The following is a 15,376-nucleotide window of genomic DNA, read 5'->3' on the forward strand; positions in this document are numbered from 1 at the left end:
TCGAGGTGGCGCTCTCGCACGGTCGAGGTGGCGCTCCCGCACGGTCGAAGTGGCGCCCTCGCACGTTCTGTTCCGGCACGCTATTCACAGGGCGTATACACGTAGTGCATAGTGGTCGGCATGTCCCTCGCGACCGTCCTCCTCGGCGTCCTGGCCGACGGCCCGGCGCACGGCTACGACCTCAAGCGGGCGCACGACGAGCGCTTCCCCGGGTCGCGGCCGCTCGCCTTCGGCCAGGTCTACGCGACGCTGAGCCGCCTCGAGCGCGACCAGCTGGTGCGCACGGTCGCCACGGAGAAGGGCGCAGGCCCGGAGCGGACGACCTACGAGCTCACCGAGGCGGGCGCTGAGGCTCTCCGCACCTGGCTGGAGGAGACCGAGCACCCCGGGCCGTACGCCGCGGACGAGCTCGTGCGCAAGACCGTCACCGCGCTGCACGCCGGCGCCGACACCGTCGACTTCCTGCGCCGGCAGCGGTCGGCCCACATGGAGGCGCTGCGGGCGGTGGTGCGCCAGCGGGACGCCGCCGAGGAGGTGGGTGCCCGGATCGCCCTCGACCACACCGTCGCGCACCTCGACGCCGACCTCCGCTGGCTCGACGACGCGCGGGCGCGTGTCGAGCAGACCCGACCCATCGAGACGAGGAACAGCCGATGACCGACACCACGCCCATGGTCCGCGGGGTGGACCTGCACAAGACCTTCGGCCGCACGGCTGCGCTGCGCGGAGCGTCCCTGGAGGTGGCACCCGGGGAGATCGTCGCGGTGACCGGGCCGTCCGGCAGTGGGAAGTCCACGCTGCTGCACTGCCTGGCGGGCGTCATCGCACCGGACTCGGGGAGCGTCACCTACCGCGACCGCCGGCTCGACTCGCTCTCCGCCGACGCTCGGACCCGGCTGCGCCGGCTGGAGGTCGGGCTGGTGCTGCAGTTCGGCCAGCTGGTGCCGGAGCTGACCGCGGTCGAGAACGTCGCACTGCCGCTCCTGCTGGAGAAGCGGAGCCGGTCGGAGGCGCAGGCGGCGGCGCTCGAGGAGCTGGAGCGGCTCGGGGTCGCCGACGTCGCCGACGCCCGGCCGGGGGAGATGTCCGGTGGTGAGGCACAACGCGTCGCCATCGCCCGGGCGCTGGTCACCTCGCCGTCGGTGGTATACGCCGACGAGCCGACGGGGGCGCTGGACACCGTCGCCGGCGAGCAGGCGCTCGCGGCTCTCGTCGCCGCCACCCGGGGCGCCGGCGCCGCGCTGGTGGTGGTGACCCACGACCACCGGGTCGCCGCCGTGGCCGACCGCGAGGTCGAGATGCGCGACGGGCTGACCGAACCGGTCGAGGCGCTGCGGTGAGGCCGCTCGGGGTCACCCTCGTGCTCGCCTCCGGCCGCGGCCGGATCGCCCTGGTGATGGCGACGACGGCGCTCGCCTGCGCGCTCGTGCTGGTCGCCGTCTCGATGGCGCGGCTGTGGACGGTCGACCCCTCGGACGCGTGGGCGACCGGCCACCCGTACGGCGGGCTGCTCGGCCCGATCGCCGATTCCGGCACCCGCGCCGGCGCCGTGGTGGGGACGCTCCTGCTCGTGCTGCCGCTCGTGCTGCTGCTCGACCAGGCGGTGCGGTTGGGGTCCTCCAGTCGGCGCACGAGGTACGCCGCGCTGTCGGTGGCCGGCGCAGACTCCCGCGACCTGCGCCGCTGGGGTGCCGTCGAGGTCGGCGCGCCCGCGCTGGCCGGTGCGCTCCTCGGCGTACCGCTGTGGCTGCTGCTGCGCCAGGTGCTCGGGGTGGGTCTCCGGTCCCGCGAGGCGGCGCTGGTGCCGACGACGGTCGGACCGGGTGGCTGGACCTGGCTGGTGGTCGCCCTGGTCGCGGCGTACGGCGCTCTCGTGGGCTGGCGGCTCGGCGCGCGGACGGCTGCGGGCGTCGAGCGCTCCCGCGACCCGCGGCCACCGCGACCGTGGGGCCTGCTCCTCCTCGCCGCGGCCGTCGCCGGCTTCTTCAGCGAGCGAGTGGCCGTGCACGACCTCGCGCCGATCCTCGTGGTCGTGCTCCTCGCCGTGGCACTGGCATCGCTGGGGCCATGGCTGGCCTGGGTCGCGGCCCGCACGGGGGCCCGGCGGGCCGGCTCGGCTGCGCTCCTGCTGGCGGCGCGCCGGCTGGCAGCCGACCCGCGCCCTGCCGGACGCGCGGCCGCTGCCGTCGGGGCGGTCGGCCTCAGCCTCGGCGCGGCAGCGGCCTTCGTCGCCGATATCCTCGTCCACCACCGCTACGACGTCGCCTACTACGTCGTGCCCGCGGTCATCGCTGGCGTCTGTGCGCTCGCGGCGCTGGGAGTGATCGCAGTGGCGCTGGCCGTGCACTCCACCGAGACGGTGCTCGAGCGCCGCCGCGAGCTGGCGACCCTGGTGGCGACCGGGGTGCCGGCCGGCGCCGTCAGTCGTTCGCAATTGCTGGAGTGCTTGGTCGCCACCGTCCCGCTGGCGGTCCTCGGCGCTGCCATCGGCGGGTTCGGCTACGCGTCCGTGGTGGAGAGGTGGGTGGTGATCGCGCCCTGGGCGCTGGCGGCCGTGGTCCTCACCGGGCTGGCCGCCGCGGGCGCCTGCTGGGCGGTCACGGCGGCCATGGCGCCGTGGGTGAGCGACGCCGTCGCTCCGGAGCACCTGCGGACCGCCTGATCCGACCTGTGGGCGCGCCACCTCGACCGTGCGGGCGCGCCACCTCGACGGGTCAGGGCACCACGGTGAGGAAGAGGAACGCGCCGAAGAGCGCCAGGTGGACCAGGCCCTGCTGGGCCTTGGCCCGGCCCTGCACGACGGTGAGCACGGAGACGACGACGGTGATGCACAGCAACACCAGCTGGGTGGTCTCCAGACCCAGCACGAGGGGGCCCTCGAGCCAGATCGAGGCGACCGCGATCGTGGGCACGGTCAGGCCGATGGAGGCCATCGCCGAGCCGTACCCGAGGTTGAGGCTGGTCTGGACCCGGTCCCGGCGGGCGTTGCGGACCGCGGCGATCGACTCCGGCGCGAGCACGAGGAGCGCGATGACCACGCCGACGACGCCGTAGGGGAAGCCGAGGCCCGCGACGCCGTCCTCGATGCTGGGCGAGAGCAGCTTGGCCAGCCCGACGACGGAGACCAGCGCGGCGACCAGGAGCCCGAGGCTGAGCAGCGTCTCCTGGTCCGAGGGCGGGTCGGCGTGGTCGTCGCCGTCCTCGTCCAGCAGGCCCGTGACCTGGCCGTACTCGTCACTGGTCACCGGCACGAAGAAGTCGCGGTGCCGCACGGTCTGGGTGAAGACGAATCCGGCGTAGAGGACGATCGAGGCGACCGCGGCGAAGGCCAGCTGGGACGGCGCGAACTCCCGACCCTGGCCGGAGGTCGTGAACGACGGCAGCACCATCGTCAGGCTGGCCAGGGTGATGACCGTGGTGAGGGCCGACCCGGTGCCGGAGGCGTTGAAGCTCACCAGGTGGTGCTTGAGCGCACCGACCAGCAGGGAGACGCCGACGATGCCGTTCAGCGTGATCATCACGGCGGCGAACACCGTGTCCCGCGCGTAGGTGCTCGTCCCCTCGCCGCCGGAGGTCATCAGCATGACGATCAGGCCCACCTCGATCACCGTCACGGCGACGGCGAGGACGAGGGAGCCGTACGGCTCGCCGACCCGGTGCGCCACCACCTCGGCGTGGTGGACCGCGGCGACCACGGCTCCCACCAGGGCGACGGCGACCAGGACGAGCACGGACCAGTGCTCGTGCCGGGTCCACGTGGCGAGCAGGACGAGGGCGGCCAGGACCGGCACGCCCAGCGACCACTGGAAGGGACCTCGGACGCCGGGGCTGCTCACGGTTCGAACCTATCGGGGCAGGGACCGTAGGCTTGACCGGTCCCCGCACTGCTCCGGAGAGGTCCCCCATGCCCGCCCCCGCGTCCGTCTTCCCGCGACTCGAGCCCCGGCTCCCGTCGGTGTCGAAGCCGATCCAGTACGTCGGCGGCGAGCTCAACTCGACCGTCAAGGACTGGGACTGCGGCGCCGCCACCGAGGCCGGCGAGACCGTCCGGTGGGCGCTGATGTACCCCGACGCCTACGAGGTCGGCCTGCCCAACCAGGGCGTGCAGATCCTCTACGAGGTGCTCAACGAGCGGGACTGGATCGTCGCGGAGCGGACCTACGCCGTCTGGCCGGACCTCGAGGAGGTCATGCGCGCCGGGGACGAGCACGGCCCGATCCCGCAGTTCACCGTCGACGCCCACCGCCCGGTGCGCGCCTTCGACCTGCTCGGGCTGAGCTTCTCCACCGAGCTCGGCTACACGAACATGCTCAACGCCCTCGACCTCGCCGGCATCCCGCTGCACGCGGTCGACCGCACGGACGAGGACCCTGTCGTCCTCGCCGGCGGCCACGCGGCGTTCAACCCGGAGCCGATCGCGGACTTCGTCGACGCCGCCGTGCTCGGTGACGGCGAGGAGGTCGTGCTCGCCATCTCCGAGGTGGTCCGGGAGTGGAAGGCGCAGGGGCGGCCCTCCGGCGACATGGAGAGCGCGCGCGACGAGCTGCTGCGCCGGCTGGCCGTGAGCGGCGGCGTCTACGTGCCGAAGTTCTACGACGTCTCCTACGCCCCGGACGGCGCGATCGTCTCGGTCGTCCCGAACCGTCCCGGGATCCCGTTCCGGGTCACCAAGCACACCCTCATGGACCTCGACGCGTGGCCGTACCCGGCGAAGCCGTTGGTGCCCCTGGCCGAGACCGTCCACGAGCGGTTCAGCGTCGAGATCTTCCGCGGCTGCACCCGTGGCTGCCGCTTCTGCCAGGCCGGCATGATCACCCGCCCGGTGCGCGAGCGCTCGATCGAGACCATCGGCGCCATGGTCGAGAACGGCATCCGGAAGTCCGGCTTCGAGGAGGTCGGCCTGCTCTCGCTCTCCAGCGCCGACCACACCGAGATCGCCGACGTGGCCAAGGGCCTGGCCGACCGGTACGAGGGCCAGAACGTCTCGCTCTCGCTGCCCTCGACGCGCGTCGACGCCTTCAACATCAACCTGGCCAACGAGTTCTCCCGCAACGGTCGCCGCTCCGGGCTCACCTTCGCCCCCGAGGGCGGCTCGGAGCGGATGCGGAAGGTGATCAACAAGATGGTCACCGAGGAGGACCTCATCCGCACCGTCGCCGCGGCGTACTCCTCCGGCTGGCGTCAGGTGAAGCTCTACTTCATGTGTGGTCTCCCGACCGAGACCGACGAGGACGTCCTGCAGATCGCCGACCTCGCCAAGCGGGTCATCGCCAAGGGCCGCGAGGTCTCCGGACGCAACGACATCCGGTGCACCGTGTCGATCGGCGGGTTCGTGCCCAAGCCGCACACGCCGTTCCAGTGGGCGGCGCAGCTGGACCACGAGACCACCGACGAGCGGCTGCGCAAGCTGCGCGACGCGGTGCGCGACGACAAGAAGTACGGCCGCGCGATCGGCTTCCGGTACCACGACGGCAAGCCCGGCATCATCGAGGGACTGCTCTCGAGGGGCGACCGGCGGGTCGGCCGGATCATCGAGGAGGTCTGGCGCGACGGCGGCCGGTTCGACGGCTGGAGCGAGCACTTCTCCTACGACCGGTGGGTGGCCGCCTCCGAGCGTGCGCTCTCCGCCCTCCCCGCCTCGGACGGCGGCGGCGTCGACCTGGCCTGGTACACCACCCGCGAGCGCGGGTACGACGAGGTGCTGCCCTGGGACCACCTCGACTCCGGCCTCGACAAGGACTGGCTGTGGTCGGACTGGGAGGACGCCCTCGCGGTGGCCGACGGCTCGGCCGACGTCGAGGTCGAGGACTGCCGCTGGACGCCGTGCTACGACTGCGGCGTCTGCCCCGAGATGGGCACCGAGATCCAGATCGGGCCGACGGGGCGGCAGCTGCTGCCGCTCAGCGTCGTCTGAGCGCTCGTTCGTCGGTCGGTCGGTCGCCGCCGCAACCGTTCGATCGCGCGGTTCGGGTGGCCCCCACGAGGTGGACGGGCGGGCGAGCTCCGCGCGTCAGCGCCGTCCGGCCCGCAGGGCCGCCCACGTGTCCGGACCGACGACGCCGGTCGCGGGCACGCCGACCTGGCGCTGGTAGCGGACCAGCCGGACGCTCGTCGAGCGGTCGAGCACGCCGGAGGCGGTGACCCGGCCGGGCGTGGCGGCGGTGAGCGCCCGCTGCAGATGGCGCACGGCGTGGCCGGCGGACCCCTCCTTCAGCAGCGGTGTCTCGCCGCGGGCGAGCAGCGCGGTCCAGGTGCGGGCGGTGACCCGCCCGTTGGTGCGGTGGCCGACCTTGCGCTGGAAGGAGCGCACGCCCCGGACCACGCCGCGGTCGAAGCGGCCGTCGAGGCGCTCGCGGTACCGGGTGTGCTCCTTCAGCAGGCACTGCAGCACGCGGACAGCGGCTCCGGACCGGCCCCGCTTCAGCGCCGGGTAGTGCCCACGGTCGAGCCGTACGCCGCCGCACACGCGCCGCGCGGGCGGGGCGACGGAGCCGCCACCGACCTCGAGGTAGTTGCGGTCGATGCTGAGCGTGACGCCGCCGTACGTCGCGGTCTCGTCGAGCTCGTACTGGTGCACCCGCTCGCCGGCCCAGCTGGAGGACCGCACCTTGTCGGGCTTGACGCGGGTGTCGGCCGCGCCGTTCTCCCACGCGTACCAAACCTGGTCGGGCATCTCGTAGGAGCCGCGCGAGACCTGGTCGGCGTAGTCGAGGGCGTGGATGCCGGCGTCGATGTTGGAGTACACCCCGGACCGGTAGCCGGCGGAGCGGAGCCCGAGGGTCCAGCCGGAGAGGAAGCGCAGTGCCGAGCGGCGGCAGTCGGTCTCGGCGACGTCGAAGTCCTCGAGGTCGTACCAGAGCGTGCTGCCTCCGGCGATCCCGAGCGCCCGCGCCCGGCTCACGGCGGACGCGGCCTCGGCGCGCCCCTGCGCCTCGGCGGCCGGGTACGCCCCCGTGCTCCCGGGCTCGGGGTCGATGTCGTCGGCGAAGTCGCGGGTGCTGCACGAGGCCTGCGGCCCCACCCAGATCGGCAGCAGCCGCCAGCCGGCGGCGCTCTGGCGCCGCACCCACGTCGCGTCGAGGTGCTGCTGCCCCGGGTCGCCGGTGCCCGAGCCGCACGACATCATCGACCCGCCGAGGTAGATGCCCGCGCCCCAGAACGGCGAGTGCGCGAGCCACGCGTCCATCTCCTCCTGCGTGGGCGCGCAGCGGGCGTCGAAGGCGTAGCCGCTGAAGTTGCCCGGGGTCGGGGCCGGCGTCGGGGCGGCCACGGCGGGGGAGGCGAGGGCCACCCCGGCGACCCCCGCGACCAGCGCGGTCACGGCGGCGGCGACGCGCGCGAACGCGCGGGCGGGCGAGCGGTGCGGCTTCGGCATGGGGACTCCAGGTGAGGTGGCGTCGCGCGGCTCCCGACAGCCCCTCCGAGGGTACGTCGCGCGGCGGGCGCGCACCAGGACTCGGTCAAGGATCAGCGCGCCAGCTGGTCCTCGACGGCCAGCGGTCGCGCCACGTAGACGGCGACCGCCGCCAGCGGCAGGCTCAGCGCGAGCAGCAGCACCACCGGCCAGGTCCACCCGCCGGTCGCGTCGTGGACCACGCCGACGGCGAAGGGGCCGGCGACCGCGAGGAGGTAGCCGGCGGACTGGGTGAACGCCGACAGCGCGGCCGTGCCCTCCGAGGTCCGCGCCCGCAGGCCGACGAGGGTGAGGATGAGCGGGAAGGTGCAGCACCCGGCGCCGACGAGCAGCGCCCAGAGCGGCGCCAGGGTGTACGGCGCCACGAGCAGGCCGACGTAGCCGACGGGGTAGCAGGCGATCACCGCGAGCAGCACCGGCAGCGGGTCCTCGCGGGCGGCCAGCACCCGCGGCAGCAACCACGACAGGGGGATGCTGACGCCGGCGACCAGCGCCACGAGCAGGCCGGCGGCGGTCGGTGACCACCCGCTGTCGCGCCACAGCTGCGCGAACCAGCCGAAGACGGCGTACGCCTGGATCGACTGGAGGCCGAAGAAGAGCGCCATTGCCAGGCCCAGCGGCGTGCGCGCCACCTCGGCGTACCCGATGGCCCGGGTCGGGCCCTCGGGCTTGCGGTCGTGGGCGAGCAGGCCGAGCCAGGGGACGGCGGCGAGCAGCGCGGGCACCGCCCACAGGCCCAGCCCGGTGCGCCAGCCACCGGTGGCCTGTGCGAGCGGCACGGTCAGCGCCAGGGCGGCGGTCAGCCCGACGGCGAGCGCCGTCGTGTAGACGGCCGTCAAGGGACCGACCCGGTCGGGGAAGTGCAGCTTGACCAGTGAGGGGAGCAGGACGTTCGCCATCGCCATCCCGACCAGGGCGAGCAGCGAGAGGAGCAGGAAGACCGCCTCGTCCCCGGCGACGGCCCGGCCGAGCAGCCCGCCGGCGACGCAGAGCAGTGCCAGCAGGGTGACCCGGTGCAGGCCGACGGCCCGGGCCGCTGCCGGCGCCAGCGCGCCGAAGACGGCGAAGGCGAGCACCGGCAGCGAGGTGAGCAGCCCGGCGGTCGCACCGGACATGTCGAACGCGTCGCGGACCTCGTCGAGCACCGGGCCCACGCTGACCGCGGCCGGGCGGAGGTTCAGCGACAGCAGGACGATGCCGGCGAGCAGCAGGAGCCCGGCGCGGCGGGTCGTCACCGGCCGCACCCGGCACGCGGCACGTCGAAGGCGACGCGCACGGCCCGGTGGTCGCTGATCGCGGACTGGAAGACCTGGGCGCTGGTCGGCACCAGCGGATCGGAGTGCAGCACGTAGTCGATCCTCCGCCTCGGTACCCGGGGCGGCACCGTCAGCCCCGGTCCCTCTCCGACGACCGGCCACGGGTCCTCGGCGAAGGTGTAGGCGACACCCATCGCCGGGGAGTCGGGGGTGGCGTTGAGGTCGCCGCCCAGCAGGAACGGGTGCGGCGAGGCGCGGACCATCCGGCGGATGGCCCGGAGCTGGGCGATCCGGATGCCGCCGCGGGTGTGCTGGAGGTGGGTGTTGTAGACGTCGAGCGGCCGGCCGTCGAGCTCGACGACCGCCCGCAGCAGGCCGCGCTGCTCCTGGCCGGGCCGGCGGGGGAGCAGCCGGTTGTCCCAGCGGCGCACCGGCAAGGTGGTGAGCACGGCGGTGCCGTACTCCGACCGCGGGGCGCCCTGCCGCTCCGGTGCCCGGACGACGTTGCGTCCGAAGACGACGTTCATGTCGAGCCGGGTGCCGAGCCAGGTCGGCTGGTCGACGAAGCCGGACCGCGCGCGGAACCGGTCGACCTCCTGCAGCAGCACGACGTCGGCGTCCCACGCCTCGATCTCCTGCGCCACCCGCTCGAGGTTCAGGCCACCGCCGCCGAGGCCCCCGTGGATGTTGAAGGTCAGCACGACGAGCCGGTCGGTGCCGACGGCGGTGCAGGTCGGGTCCGGCGTCGAGGCGGGGTCGCTCGGCCCGCCGGTGCCCGGCGCGCTCGGCGTGGTGGCCGACGGCTCCGGCGGGGAGGGGAGTGGCAGGCCGCTCGGCGTCGGCGCGCCGGTGCCCGGACCGGGCACCGGGTCGGGTCGCGGCCAGAGGACGACGAGGGCGACGATCGTCGCGAGGGCGACGAGCGCGAAGAGCCCGTGGACCCAGCGAAGCACTGGTGCAGGATAGGCGCCGTGCGCCACGTGACGGACAACGAGCGGCGGGCACGGCTCGCGGTGCGGCACGCGCTGGCGCCGGCCCACCGTGCCGCCGACGCGGTGACCGCCACGCGCGCGCTCACGGCGCTGCACGCCACCGAGCCGGCGACGCCGTACCTCTCGGTCCGGGCGCGTGTCGACGCGGTGACGATCGCCGACCTCGACGACGCGCTGGTCGAGGACCGCAGCCTGGTCAAGCAGCTGGGGATGCGGCGCACGATGTTCGCCGTCCCCCGCGACCTGCTCCCCGCCGTCTGGGGGAGCGCCGCCGCCCGGGTGGCCCCCGCCGAGCGCGCCAAGGTCGCCAAGGACGCGGTCGCGGCGGGTCTCGCGTCCGACGGGGAGGCGTGGGTGGAGGAGCGGTGCGCCGACGTGCTGGACCTGCTGGCCGACCACCCCGAGGGCCTGACCGCCGCCGAGGTCCGGGCCAGCGTGCCCGGGCTGACGAGCAGCCAGCTCACCGGCCGCCTGCTGACGGTCCTCGGCGCCCGGGCCCGGGTCGTCCGCGGTCGCAACACCCAGCACTGGCGCGTCTTCCGGCCCCGGTGGACCACCATGGAGCACTGGTTGGGGGAGCCACCGGCACCGCTCCCGCCCGAGGAGGGGTACGCCGAGCTGGTGCAGCGCTGGCTGTGGTCCTTCGGCCCCGGCACGGAGGACGACCTGGTCTGGTGGCTGGGCGCCACGAGGACCGCCGTCCGGGCCGCCCTGGCCGCCGTCGGCGCCGTGGGAGTGACGCTGGACGGCGGCGGCACCGGCTGGCTGCACCCCGAGGACCTGGCCGAGGTCGCGGCCCCGGAGCCGTGGGCGGCGCTGCTGCCGGTGCTGGACGCGACGACGATGGGCTGGAAGGGCCGCGACTGGTACCTCGGCCCGCACGCGCAGGTCCTCTTCGACCGCAACGGCAACGCCGGGACCACCGCCTGGTGGGACGGGCGGGTCGTGGGCTGCTGGGTGCAGGACCCCGCGGGTGCGGTCGAGGTCCGGACGGTCGTCGACGTGCCGCCGGTGGCACGGCGGGCGCTCGAGGCGGAGGCGGCGCGGCTGGGCGCCTGGCTGGCCGGCGAGCGGGTCGGCACCGTCTACCCCTCGCCCGCCATGAGGCCGGAGCGGTGAGCGCGCCGTAGGATTCCGCGGGTGCGTGAGCAGCCCGAGCAGCAGGCCCCACCCGTCCAGCGGCTGCGGATCCGGTACGCCAAGCGCGGCCGGCTCCGGTTCACCAGCCACCGTGACTTCAGCCGGGCCTTCGAGCGGGCGGTCTTCCGGGCGCGGGTGCCGATGGCGTACTCCTCCGGCTTCAACCCGCACCCGCGGATCTCCTACGCGGGGGCAGCACCGACCGGCTCGGCCAGCGAGGCGGAGTTCCTCGAGATCGCGCTGGCGGCGGTCGTCGACCCCGCCGACATCCACCGCAGCCTCGAGGAGGCACTGCCGGAGGGGCTCGACATCCTCGAGGTCGTCGAGTCGCCCGGAGGCTCCCTGGCCGACCTGCTCCAGGCGAGCCACTGGTACGCCGACGTCTCGGCCGCGCCGATCGAGGCAGAGACCGCCGTCGCCGTGTTCCTGGCCGCCGACGAGGTCCCGGTCGAGCGGATGACGAAGAAGGGGCTCCGGGAGTTCGACTGCCGCGCCGCCGTCGTCTCCCTGGCGGCCGGCCCCGCACCGGAGGGCTCGGCGGCGGGCGCCCGCCTCGACCTGGTGCTGCGACACGCCGTGCCGGCGGTGCGACCCGACGACGTCCTCACGGGGCTGCGCGCCACCGCAGGCCTCGACTCCGGCCCGGCACCACTGCTCACCCGGGTGGCCCAGGGCCCGCTCGACGAGGCCACCGGACGGGTCGGGGACCCGCTGCGCTCCCGCGCCTGAGCCGGGGTCGCTGTGGTCGTGGCTGCGGTGTGCGATACTCGCCACGGTCGACCTGGTCGACCCGACGATGCCTCGCCGGTCCGCACCCTGTGGACCAGCACGCGGGGCGTTGGTCGTCGCCAGACCGCGACGCGGCCGTGACAGGGCCCGGCGACCGCGGCAGGTGGCTCCCGGCGCCCGGTGACGCACACCGCGGAGCGTGTCGCCGCCACATGAAGGCTTTGCGCCGTCGACCTTGAGCACGCGGGTCCGCGGCGTCGGACCGCTCGGACGCCCGCAGGGCGCCGGGCCGAGGAGCAGCACATGGCTGACGACGACCTGCAGGTCGCCCCTACCGAGACCACCGAGGGCGCGGCCGCCGCCGAGCCCGACGGGCCGCCGGCGAAGAAGACGGCGCGCAAGGCGCCCGCGAAGAAGGCGCCCGCCAAGAAGGCGACGGCGAAGAAGGCGGCCGCCAAGAAGGCCGCTGCCCCGGACGGCGCCTCCGGGGACGCCACCGCCGAGCAGGCGCCGGCCGCGCCGGCACCTGCCGAGGCGCCGCCCGCCAAGAAGGCCACCCGGCGCACGACCAAGAAGGCCGCCGCCCCGGAGCCGGAGCTGCCCCTCGAGCAGGCCCCGGAGCAGGCGTCGGAGCAGGCGTCGGCGGAGGACGCGGCCGGGACGCCCGAGGGCGCGGACGCCGCGCCGCCGGCCAAGAAGGCGGCGGCGAAGAAGGCGACCGCCAAGAAGACGGCGGCGAAGAAGACGGCGAAGAAGGCCCCGGCCAAGAAGGCCGCCGCCGCGGAGGCGGACGTGGCGACGCCGACGGCCGAGGCCGGCGAGGAGGCGGCGACCCCAGCCGACGAGGGCCGCCCGGCCGCCGTTCCGCTGTTCCAGGCGCCGGAGCCGGTCAAGGCGCCGGCCCGTCGGAGCCGCAAGAGGACGGCCCCCGCGCCGGCGGAGGCGCCCAGCGACGCCGAGGCCGTCGAGGACGTGACCGCCGTCGAGCCCGCCGACGCTGCAGCGGCCGCCGAAGATGCCGAGGTGGCCCCCGGCGAGCCGACCGTCGAGCCGCCGGCGGCGGTCGCCGACGAGAGCGACGAGGACGACAGCGAAGACGACGACAACGACGACAACGACGACAACGAGGACAACGAGGACAACGAGGACGGCGACGAGAACGGCGAGGGCGGCGGCTCCGGTCGCCGACGCCGCCGTCGCGGCGGCCGGCGGCGGCGCAAGTCCGGCGGTGGCGGCGACGGCGAGGCCGGCCAGCAGGACCGCGACGCCCAGGACGGCTCCGAGCGGTCCGCCGACGCCTCGGCCGGTGCCGAGGAGTCGGGCGAGGCCAAGGGCCAGGGTGGCGACCAGGGCGACGACGCCGAGAGTGAGGGCAGCAGCTCCTCCAGGCGCCGGCGGCGCCGCCGCCGCTCGGGCGACTCCGGCGAGGGCAACGACGGTGACGCCGACAAGAGCACGGACAAGGGCGCCGACCGGGGCTCGGAGAGGTCCTCCGGCAGGGCCCGTCAGAGCCGGACGGGCGACGACCAGATCACCGCAGTGTCCGGTTCCACCCGGCTCGAGGCGAAGAAGCAGCGTCGCCGCGAGGGCCGCGAGGCCGGCCGGCGCCGCGCGCCGATCGTGAGCGAGGCGGAGTTCCTGGCCCGCCGCGAAGCGGTCGACCGGGTCATGGTGATCCGCCAGCGCGAGGACCTCACGCAGATCGGCGTGCTCGAGGACAAGGTGCTCGTCGAGCACTACGTCGCCCGCGAGTCGCAGACCTCGCTCATCGGGAACGTCTACCTCGGCCGGGTGCAGAACGTCCTGCCCTCCATGGAGGCGGCGTTCATCGACATCGGCAAGGGCCGCAACGCCGTGCTCTACGCCGGCGAGGTCAACTGGTCGGCGCTCGGCCACCGTGACGGCCAGCCGCGCAAGATCGAGTCGGTGCTCTCCTCGGGCCAGTCGGTCCTGGTGCAGGTCACCAAGGACCCGATCGGGCACAAGGGCGCCCGGCTGACCAGCCAGATCAGCCTGGCCGGCCGGTTCCTGGTCTACGTGCCCGACGGCACCACCAGCGGGATCTCCCGCAAGCTCCCCGACACCGAACGCAACCGGCTCAAGACGCTGCTGAAGGAGATCGTCCCCGACGGCGCCGGCGTCATCGTCCGCACCGCGGCCGAGGGGGCCAGCGAGGAAGAGCTGACCCGGGACGTCGAGCGTCTCAAGGCCCGCTGGGAGGACATCGAGAAGAAGGCCAAGGGCAGCGCGCCGCAGATGCTGTACGGCGAGCCGGACCTCACCCTCAAGGTCGTCCGCGACCTGTTCACCGAGGACTTCTCGAAGCTCGTCATCGAGGGCCAGGACGCCTGGGACACCGTCAGCGGGTACGTCGAGCACGTCGCCCCGGACCTGCAGGAGCGGCTCGAGCGCTACGAGCCCGCCGAGCACGGCGGCAAGGACGCCTTCACCACCTACCGCGTGGACGAGCAGATCGCGAAGGCGCTGGACCGCAAGGTGTGGCTGCCGTCCGGCGGCTCGCTGGTCATCGACCGCACCGAGGCGATGACCGTGGTCGACGTCAACACCGGCAAGTTCACCGGCTCCGGCGGCAACCTCGAGGAGACCGTCACCAAGAACAACCTGGAGGCGGCCGAGGAGGTCGTGCGCCAGCTCCGGCTGCGCGACATCGGCGGCATCATCGTCGTCGACTTCATCGACATGGTCCTGGAGTCCAACCGCGACCTGGTCCTGCGCCGGCTCGTGGAGTGCCTGGGCCGCGACCGCACCCGCCACCAGGTCGCCGAGGTGACCTCGCTGGGCCTGGTGCAGATGACCCGCAAGCGGATCGGCACCGGTCTCGTCGAGTCGTTCAGCGAGAACTGCGAGCACTGCCAGGGCCGGGGTGTGGTCATCCACGACGCGCCGGTCGACCCGAACAAGGGCGACGACGACAGCCGCGGTCGCGGCGGTCGCCGGCGCGGTGGCCGGGGCAAGGACGACGACCAGTCCCCGAAGCAGGACCAGAAGCAGGGCGGCGGGCAGGCGAACGGGGGCAAGGCCCCCTCGCCGGCCGACGTCGCCGCGATGGCGCGGGCCGAGGACCGGCCGGAGCAGCCGACCGGGACCGACCCGTCGGCCCAGCGGGCCGGCGACGGCGACGACTCGGGGCCGGACACCGCTGACGCCGCCGAGGCACAGGAGACCTCCGCCGAGGCGCCGGAGCGGTCATCCCGCGGTCGGCAGCGCAGCAGGAGCCGGTCGGGCTCGCGGGCGGGCAGCCAGCCGGACACCCAGCGGGAAACCCCGTCGGAGAGCCCGTCGGAGAGCCCGTCGGAGAGCCAGCGCGACACCCAGGCGCCGGCCGACTCGCAGGGCGACGCACCGGCCGAGCCCCAGACCCAGCAGCAGGACGCTCGACCCCAGCAGCAGCCCGAGCAGGAGGCCGAGCAGCAGGCGCCCGCCGAGCCGGCACCGCCGCGAGTGGTGACCCGGACCCGCCGCCGGGCGGCCAGCCGGCCGGCGGGGGAGCCCGCGGTCGTCAGCGAGCCGGTGTCGATCAGCGAGCCGGGCTCGCCGGGCGCGCCGGCGACCGCGCAGGCCGTCGAGCCGGTCGAGCCGGCCCCGGCCGCCGAGCCGACCGAGCCGCCGCCGGCGCCCAAGGTGGTCACCCGGACCCGCGGACGCAGCGCGACCCGCCCGGCGGGCCCGCCGCCGGCGGTCGAGGGTGCCGGGGGCGCCGATCCGGCGACGGAGACGCCGCAGGTCGAGCACGTGCCCGTGAAGAACAAGGGCCCGCGCAAGCGTTAGCAGCGGCCGCGCGGGGCGGCGTACCGGCCATTTTGCGGTCGTCGCCCCGCGTCCGT

General features: G+C 74.8%; 10 protein-coding genes and 1 pseudogene. 7 read left to right on the forward strand and 4 right to left on the reverse strand.

What is annotated here, in order from left to right; all coding sequences use genetic code 11:
• The first annotated feature begins 120 nt into the window (after positions 1-120).
• Genes ACSMHG_RS05650 through ACSMHG_RS05660 form a run of 3 tightly spaced genes read left to right on the forward strand, consistent with a single transcriptional unit; the run spans position 121 to position 2,662 of the window.
• Positions 121-657, forward strand: coding sequence for a PadR family transcriptional regulator (locus tag ACSMHG_RS05650; RefSeq protein WP_435742500.1), 537 nt, complete (start codon positions 121-123; stop codon positions 655-657).
• Entirely contained in the window at positions 654-1,340 is a 687-nt protein-coding gene (locus ACSMHG_RS05655) for an ABC transporter ATP-binding protein (protein ID WP_435742502.1), read from the forward strand. The genes ACSMHG_RS05650 and ACSMHG_RS05655 overlap by 4 nt, the downstream gene beginning before the upstream one ends.
• The gene (locus tag ACSMHG_RS05660) at positions 1,337-2,662 is read left to right on the forward strand and encodes an ABC transporter permease family protein (protein WP_435742505.1); all 1,326 of its coding nucleotides are present in this window, start codon (positions 1,337-1,339) and stop codon (positions 2,660-2,662) included. The genes ACSMHG_RS05655 and ACSMHG_RS05660 overlap by 4 nt, the downstream gene beginning before the upstream one ends.
• Before the next feature lie 52 nt (positions 2,663-2,714).
• Here ACSMHG_RS05660 and ACSMHG_RS05665 read toward each other — a convergent pair whose 3' ends face one another.
• Positions 2,715-3,836: a calcium:cation antiporter gene (locus ACSMHG_RS05665; protein ID WP_435742507.1), complete on the reverse strand. Its 1,122-nt coding sequence runs from the start codon at positions 3,834-3,836 to the stop codon at positions 2,715-2,717.
• A 68-nt stretch (positions 3,837-3,904) separates the two neighbouring features.
• Here ACSMHG_RS05665 and ACSMHG_RS05670 point away from each other — a divergent pair, with 68 nt between their 5' ends.
• The gene (locus tag ACSMHG_RS05670) at positions 3,905-5,914 is read left to right on the forward strand and encodes a TIGR03960 family B12-binding radical SAM protein (RefSeq protein ID WP_435742509.1); all 2,010 of its coding nucleotides are present in this window, start codon (positions 3,905-3,907) and stop codon (positions 5,912-5,914) included.
• A 96-nt stretch (positions 5,915-6,010) separates the two neighbouring features.
• On the opposite strand, the gene ACSMHG_RS05675 is transcribed toward ACSMHG_RS05670, so the two are convergent.
• The 3 genes from ACSMHG_RS05675 to ACSMHG_RS05685 form a co-directional block, all read right to left on the reverse strand.
• Positions 6,011-7,375, reverse strand: coding sequence for a glycoside hydrolase domain-containing protein (locus ACSMHG_RS05675; protein ID WP_435742511.1), 1,365 nt, complete (start codon positions 7,373-7,375; stop codon positions 6,011-6,013).
• Between the two features lie 92 nt (positions 7,376-7,467).
• Positions 7,468-8,649, reverse strand: coding sequence for an MFS transporter (locus ACSMHG_RS05680; protein ID WP_435742513.1), 1,182 nt, complete (start codon positions 8,647-8,649; stop codon positions 7,468-7,470).
• Complete coding sequence (locus ACSMHG_RS05685) at positions 8,646-9,623, reverse strand: endonuclease/exonuclease/phosphatase family protein (protein WP_435742515.1); 978 nt, start codon at positions 9,621-9,623, stop codon at positions 8,646-8,648. The genes ACSMHG_RS05680 and ACSMHG_RS05685 overlap by 4 nt, the downstream gene beginning before the upstream one ends.
• Positions 9,624-9,641: 18 nt before the next feature.
• On the opposite strand from ACSMHG_RS05685, the gene ACSMHG_RS05690 reads away from it, so the two are divergent.
• The 3 genes and pseudogenes from ACSMHG_RS05690 to ACSMHG_RS05700 form a co-directional block, all read left to right on the forward strand.
• Positions 9,642-10,781 (forward strand): winged helix DNA-binding domain-containing protein, encoded by a 1,140-nt coding sequence (locus tag ACSMHG_RS05690; RefSeq protein ID WP_435742517.1) that lies wholly within the window; start codon positions 9,642-9,644, stop codon positions 10,779-10,781.
• A gap of 21 nt (positions 10,782-10,802) precedes the next feature.
• Positions 10,803-11,531 (forward strand): TIGR03936 family radical SAM-associated protein, encoded by a 729-nt coding sequence (locus tag ACSMHG_RS05695; RefSeq protein WP_435742519.1) that lies wholly within the window; start codon positions 10,803-10,805, stop codon positions 11,529-11,531.
• Positions 11,532-11,834: 303 nt separating this feature from the next.
• A pseudogene (locus ACSMHG_RS05700) lies at positions 11,835-14,519 on the forward strand (Rne/Rng family ribonuclease); the annotation flags it as partial.
• Positions 14,520-15,376: the final 857 nt, after the last annotated feature.

Origin of the sequence: Nocardioides ureilyticus, assembly GCF_051280745.1 — a bacterium.
Lineage (GTDB): Bacteria > Actinomycetota > Actinomycetes > Propionibacteriales > Nocardioidaceae > Nocardioides.

Excerpts from the sequence above, each read along its gene's own strand:
- ACSMHG_RS05650 (WP_435742500.1), top strand. The coding sequence starts at position 121 with ATGTCCCTCGCGACCGTCCTCCTCGGCGTCCTGGCCGACGGCCCGGCG.
- ACSMHG_RS05655 (WP_435742502.1), top strand. The coding sequence starts at position 654 with ATGACCGACACCACGCCCATGGTCCGCGGGGTGGACCTGCACAAGACC.
- ACSMHG_RS05670 (WP_435742509.1), top strand. The coding sequence starts at position 3,905 with ATGCCCGCCCCCGCGTCCGTCTTCCCGCGACTCGAGCCCCGGCTCCCG.
- ACSMHG_RS05675 (WP_435742511.1), bottom strand. The coding sequence starts at position 7,375 with ATGCCGAAGCCGCACCGCTCGCCCGCCCGCGCGTTCGCGCGCGTCGCC.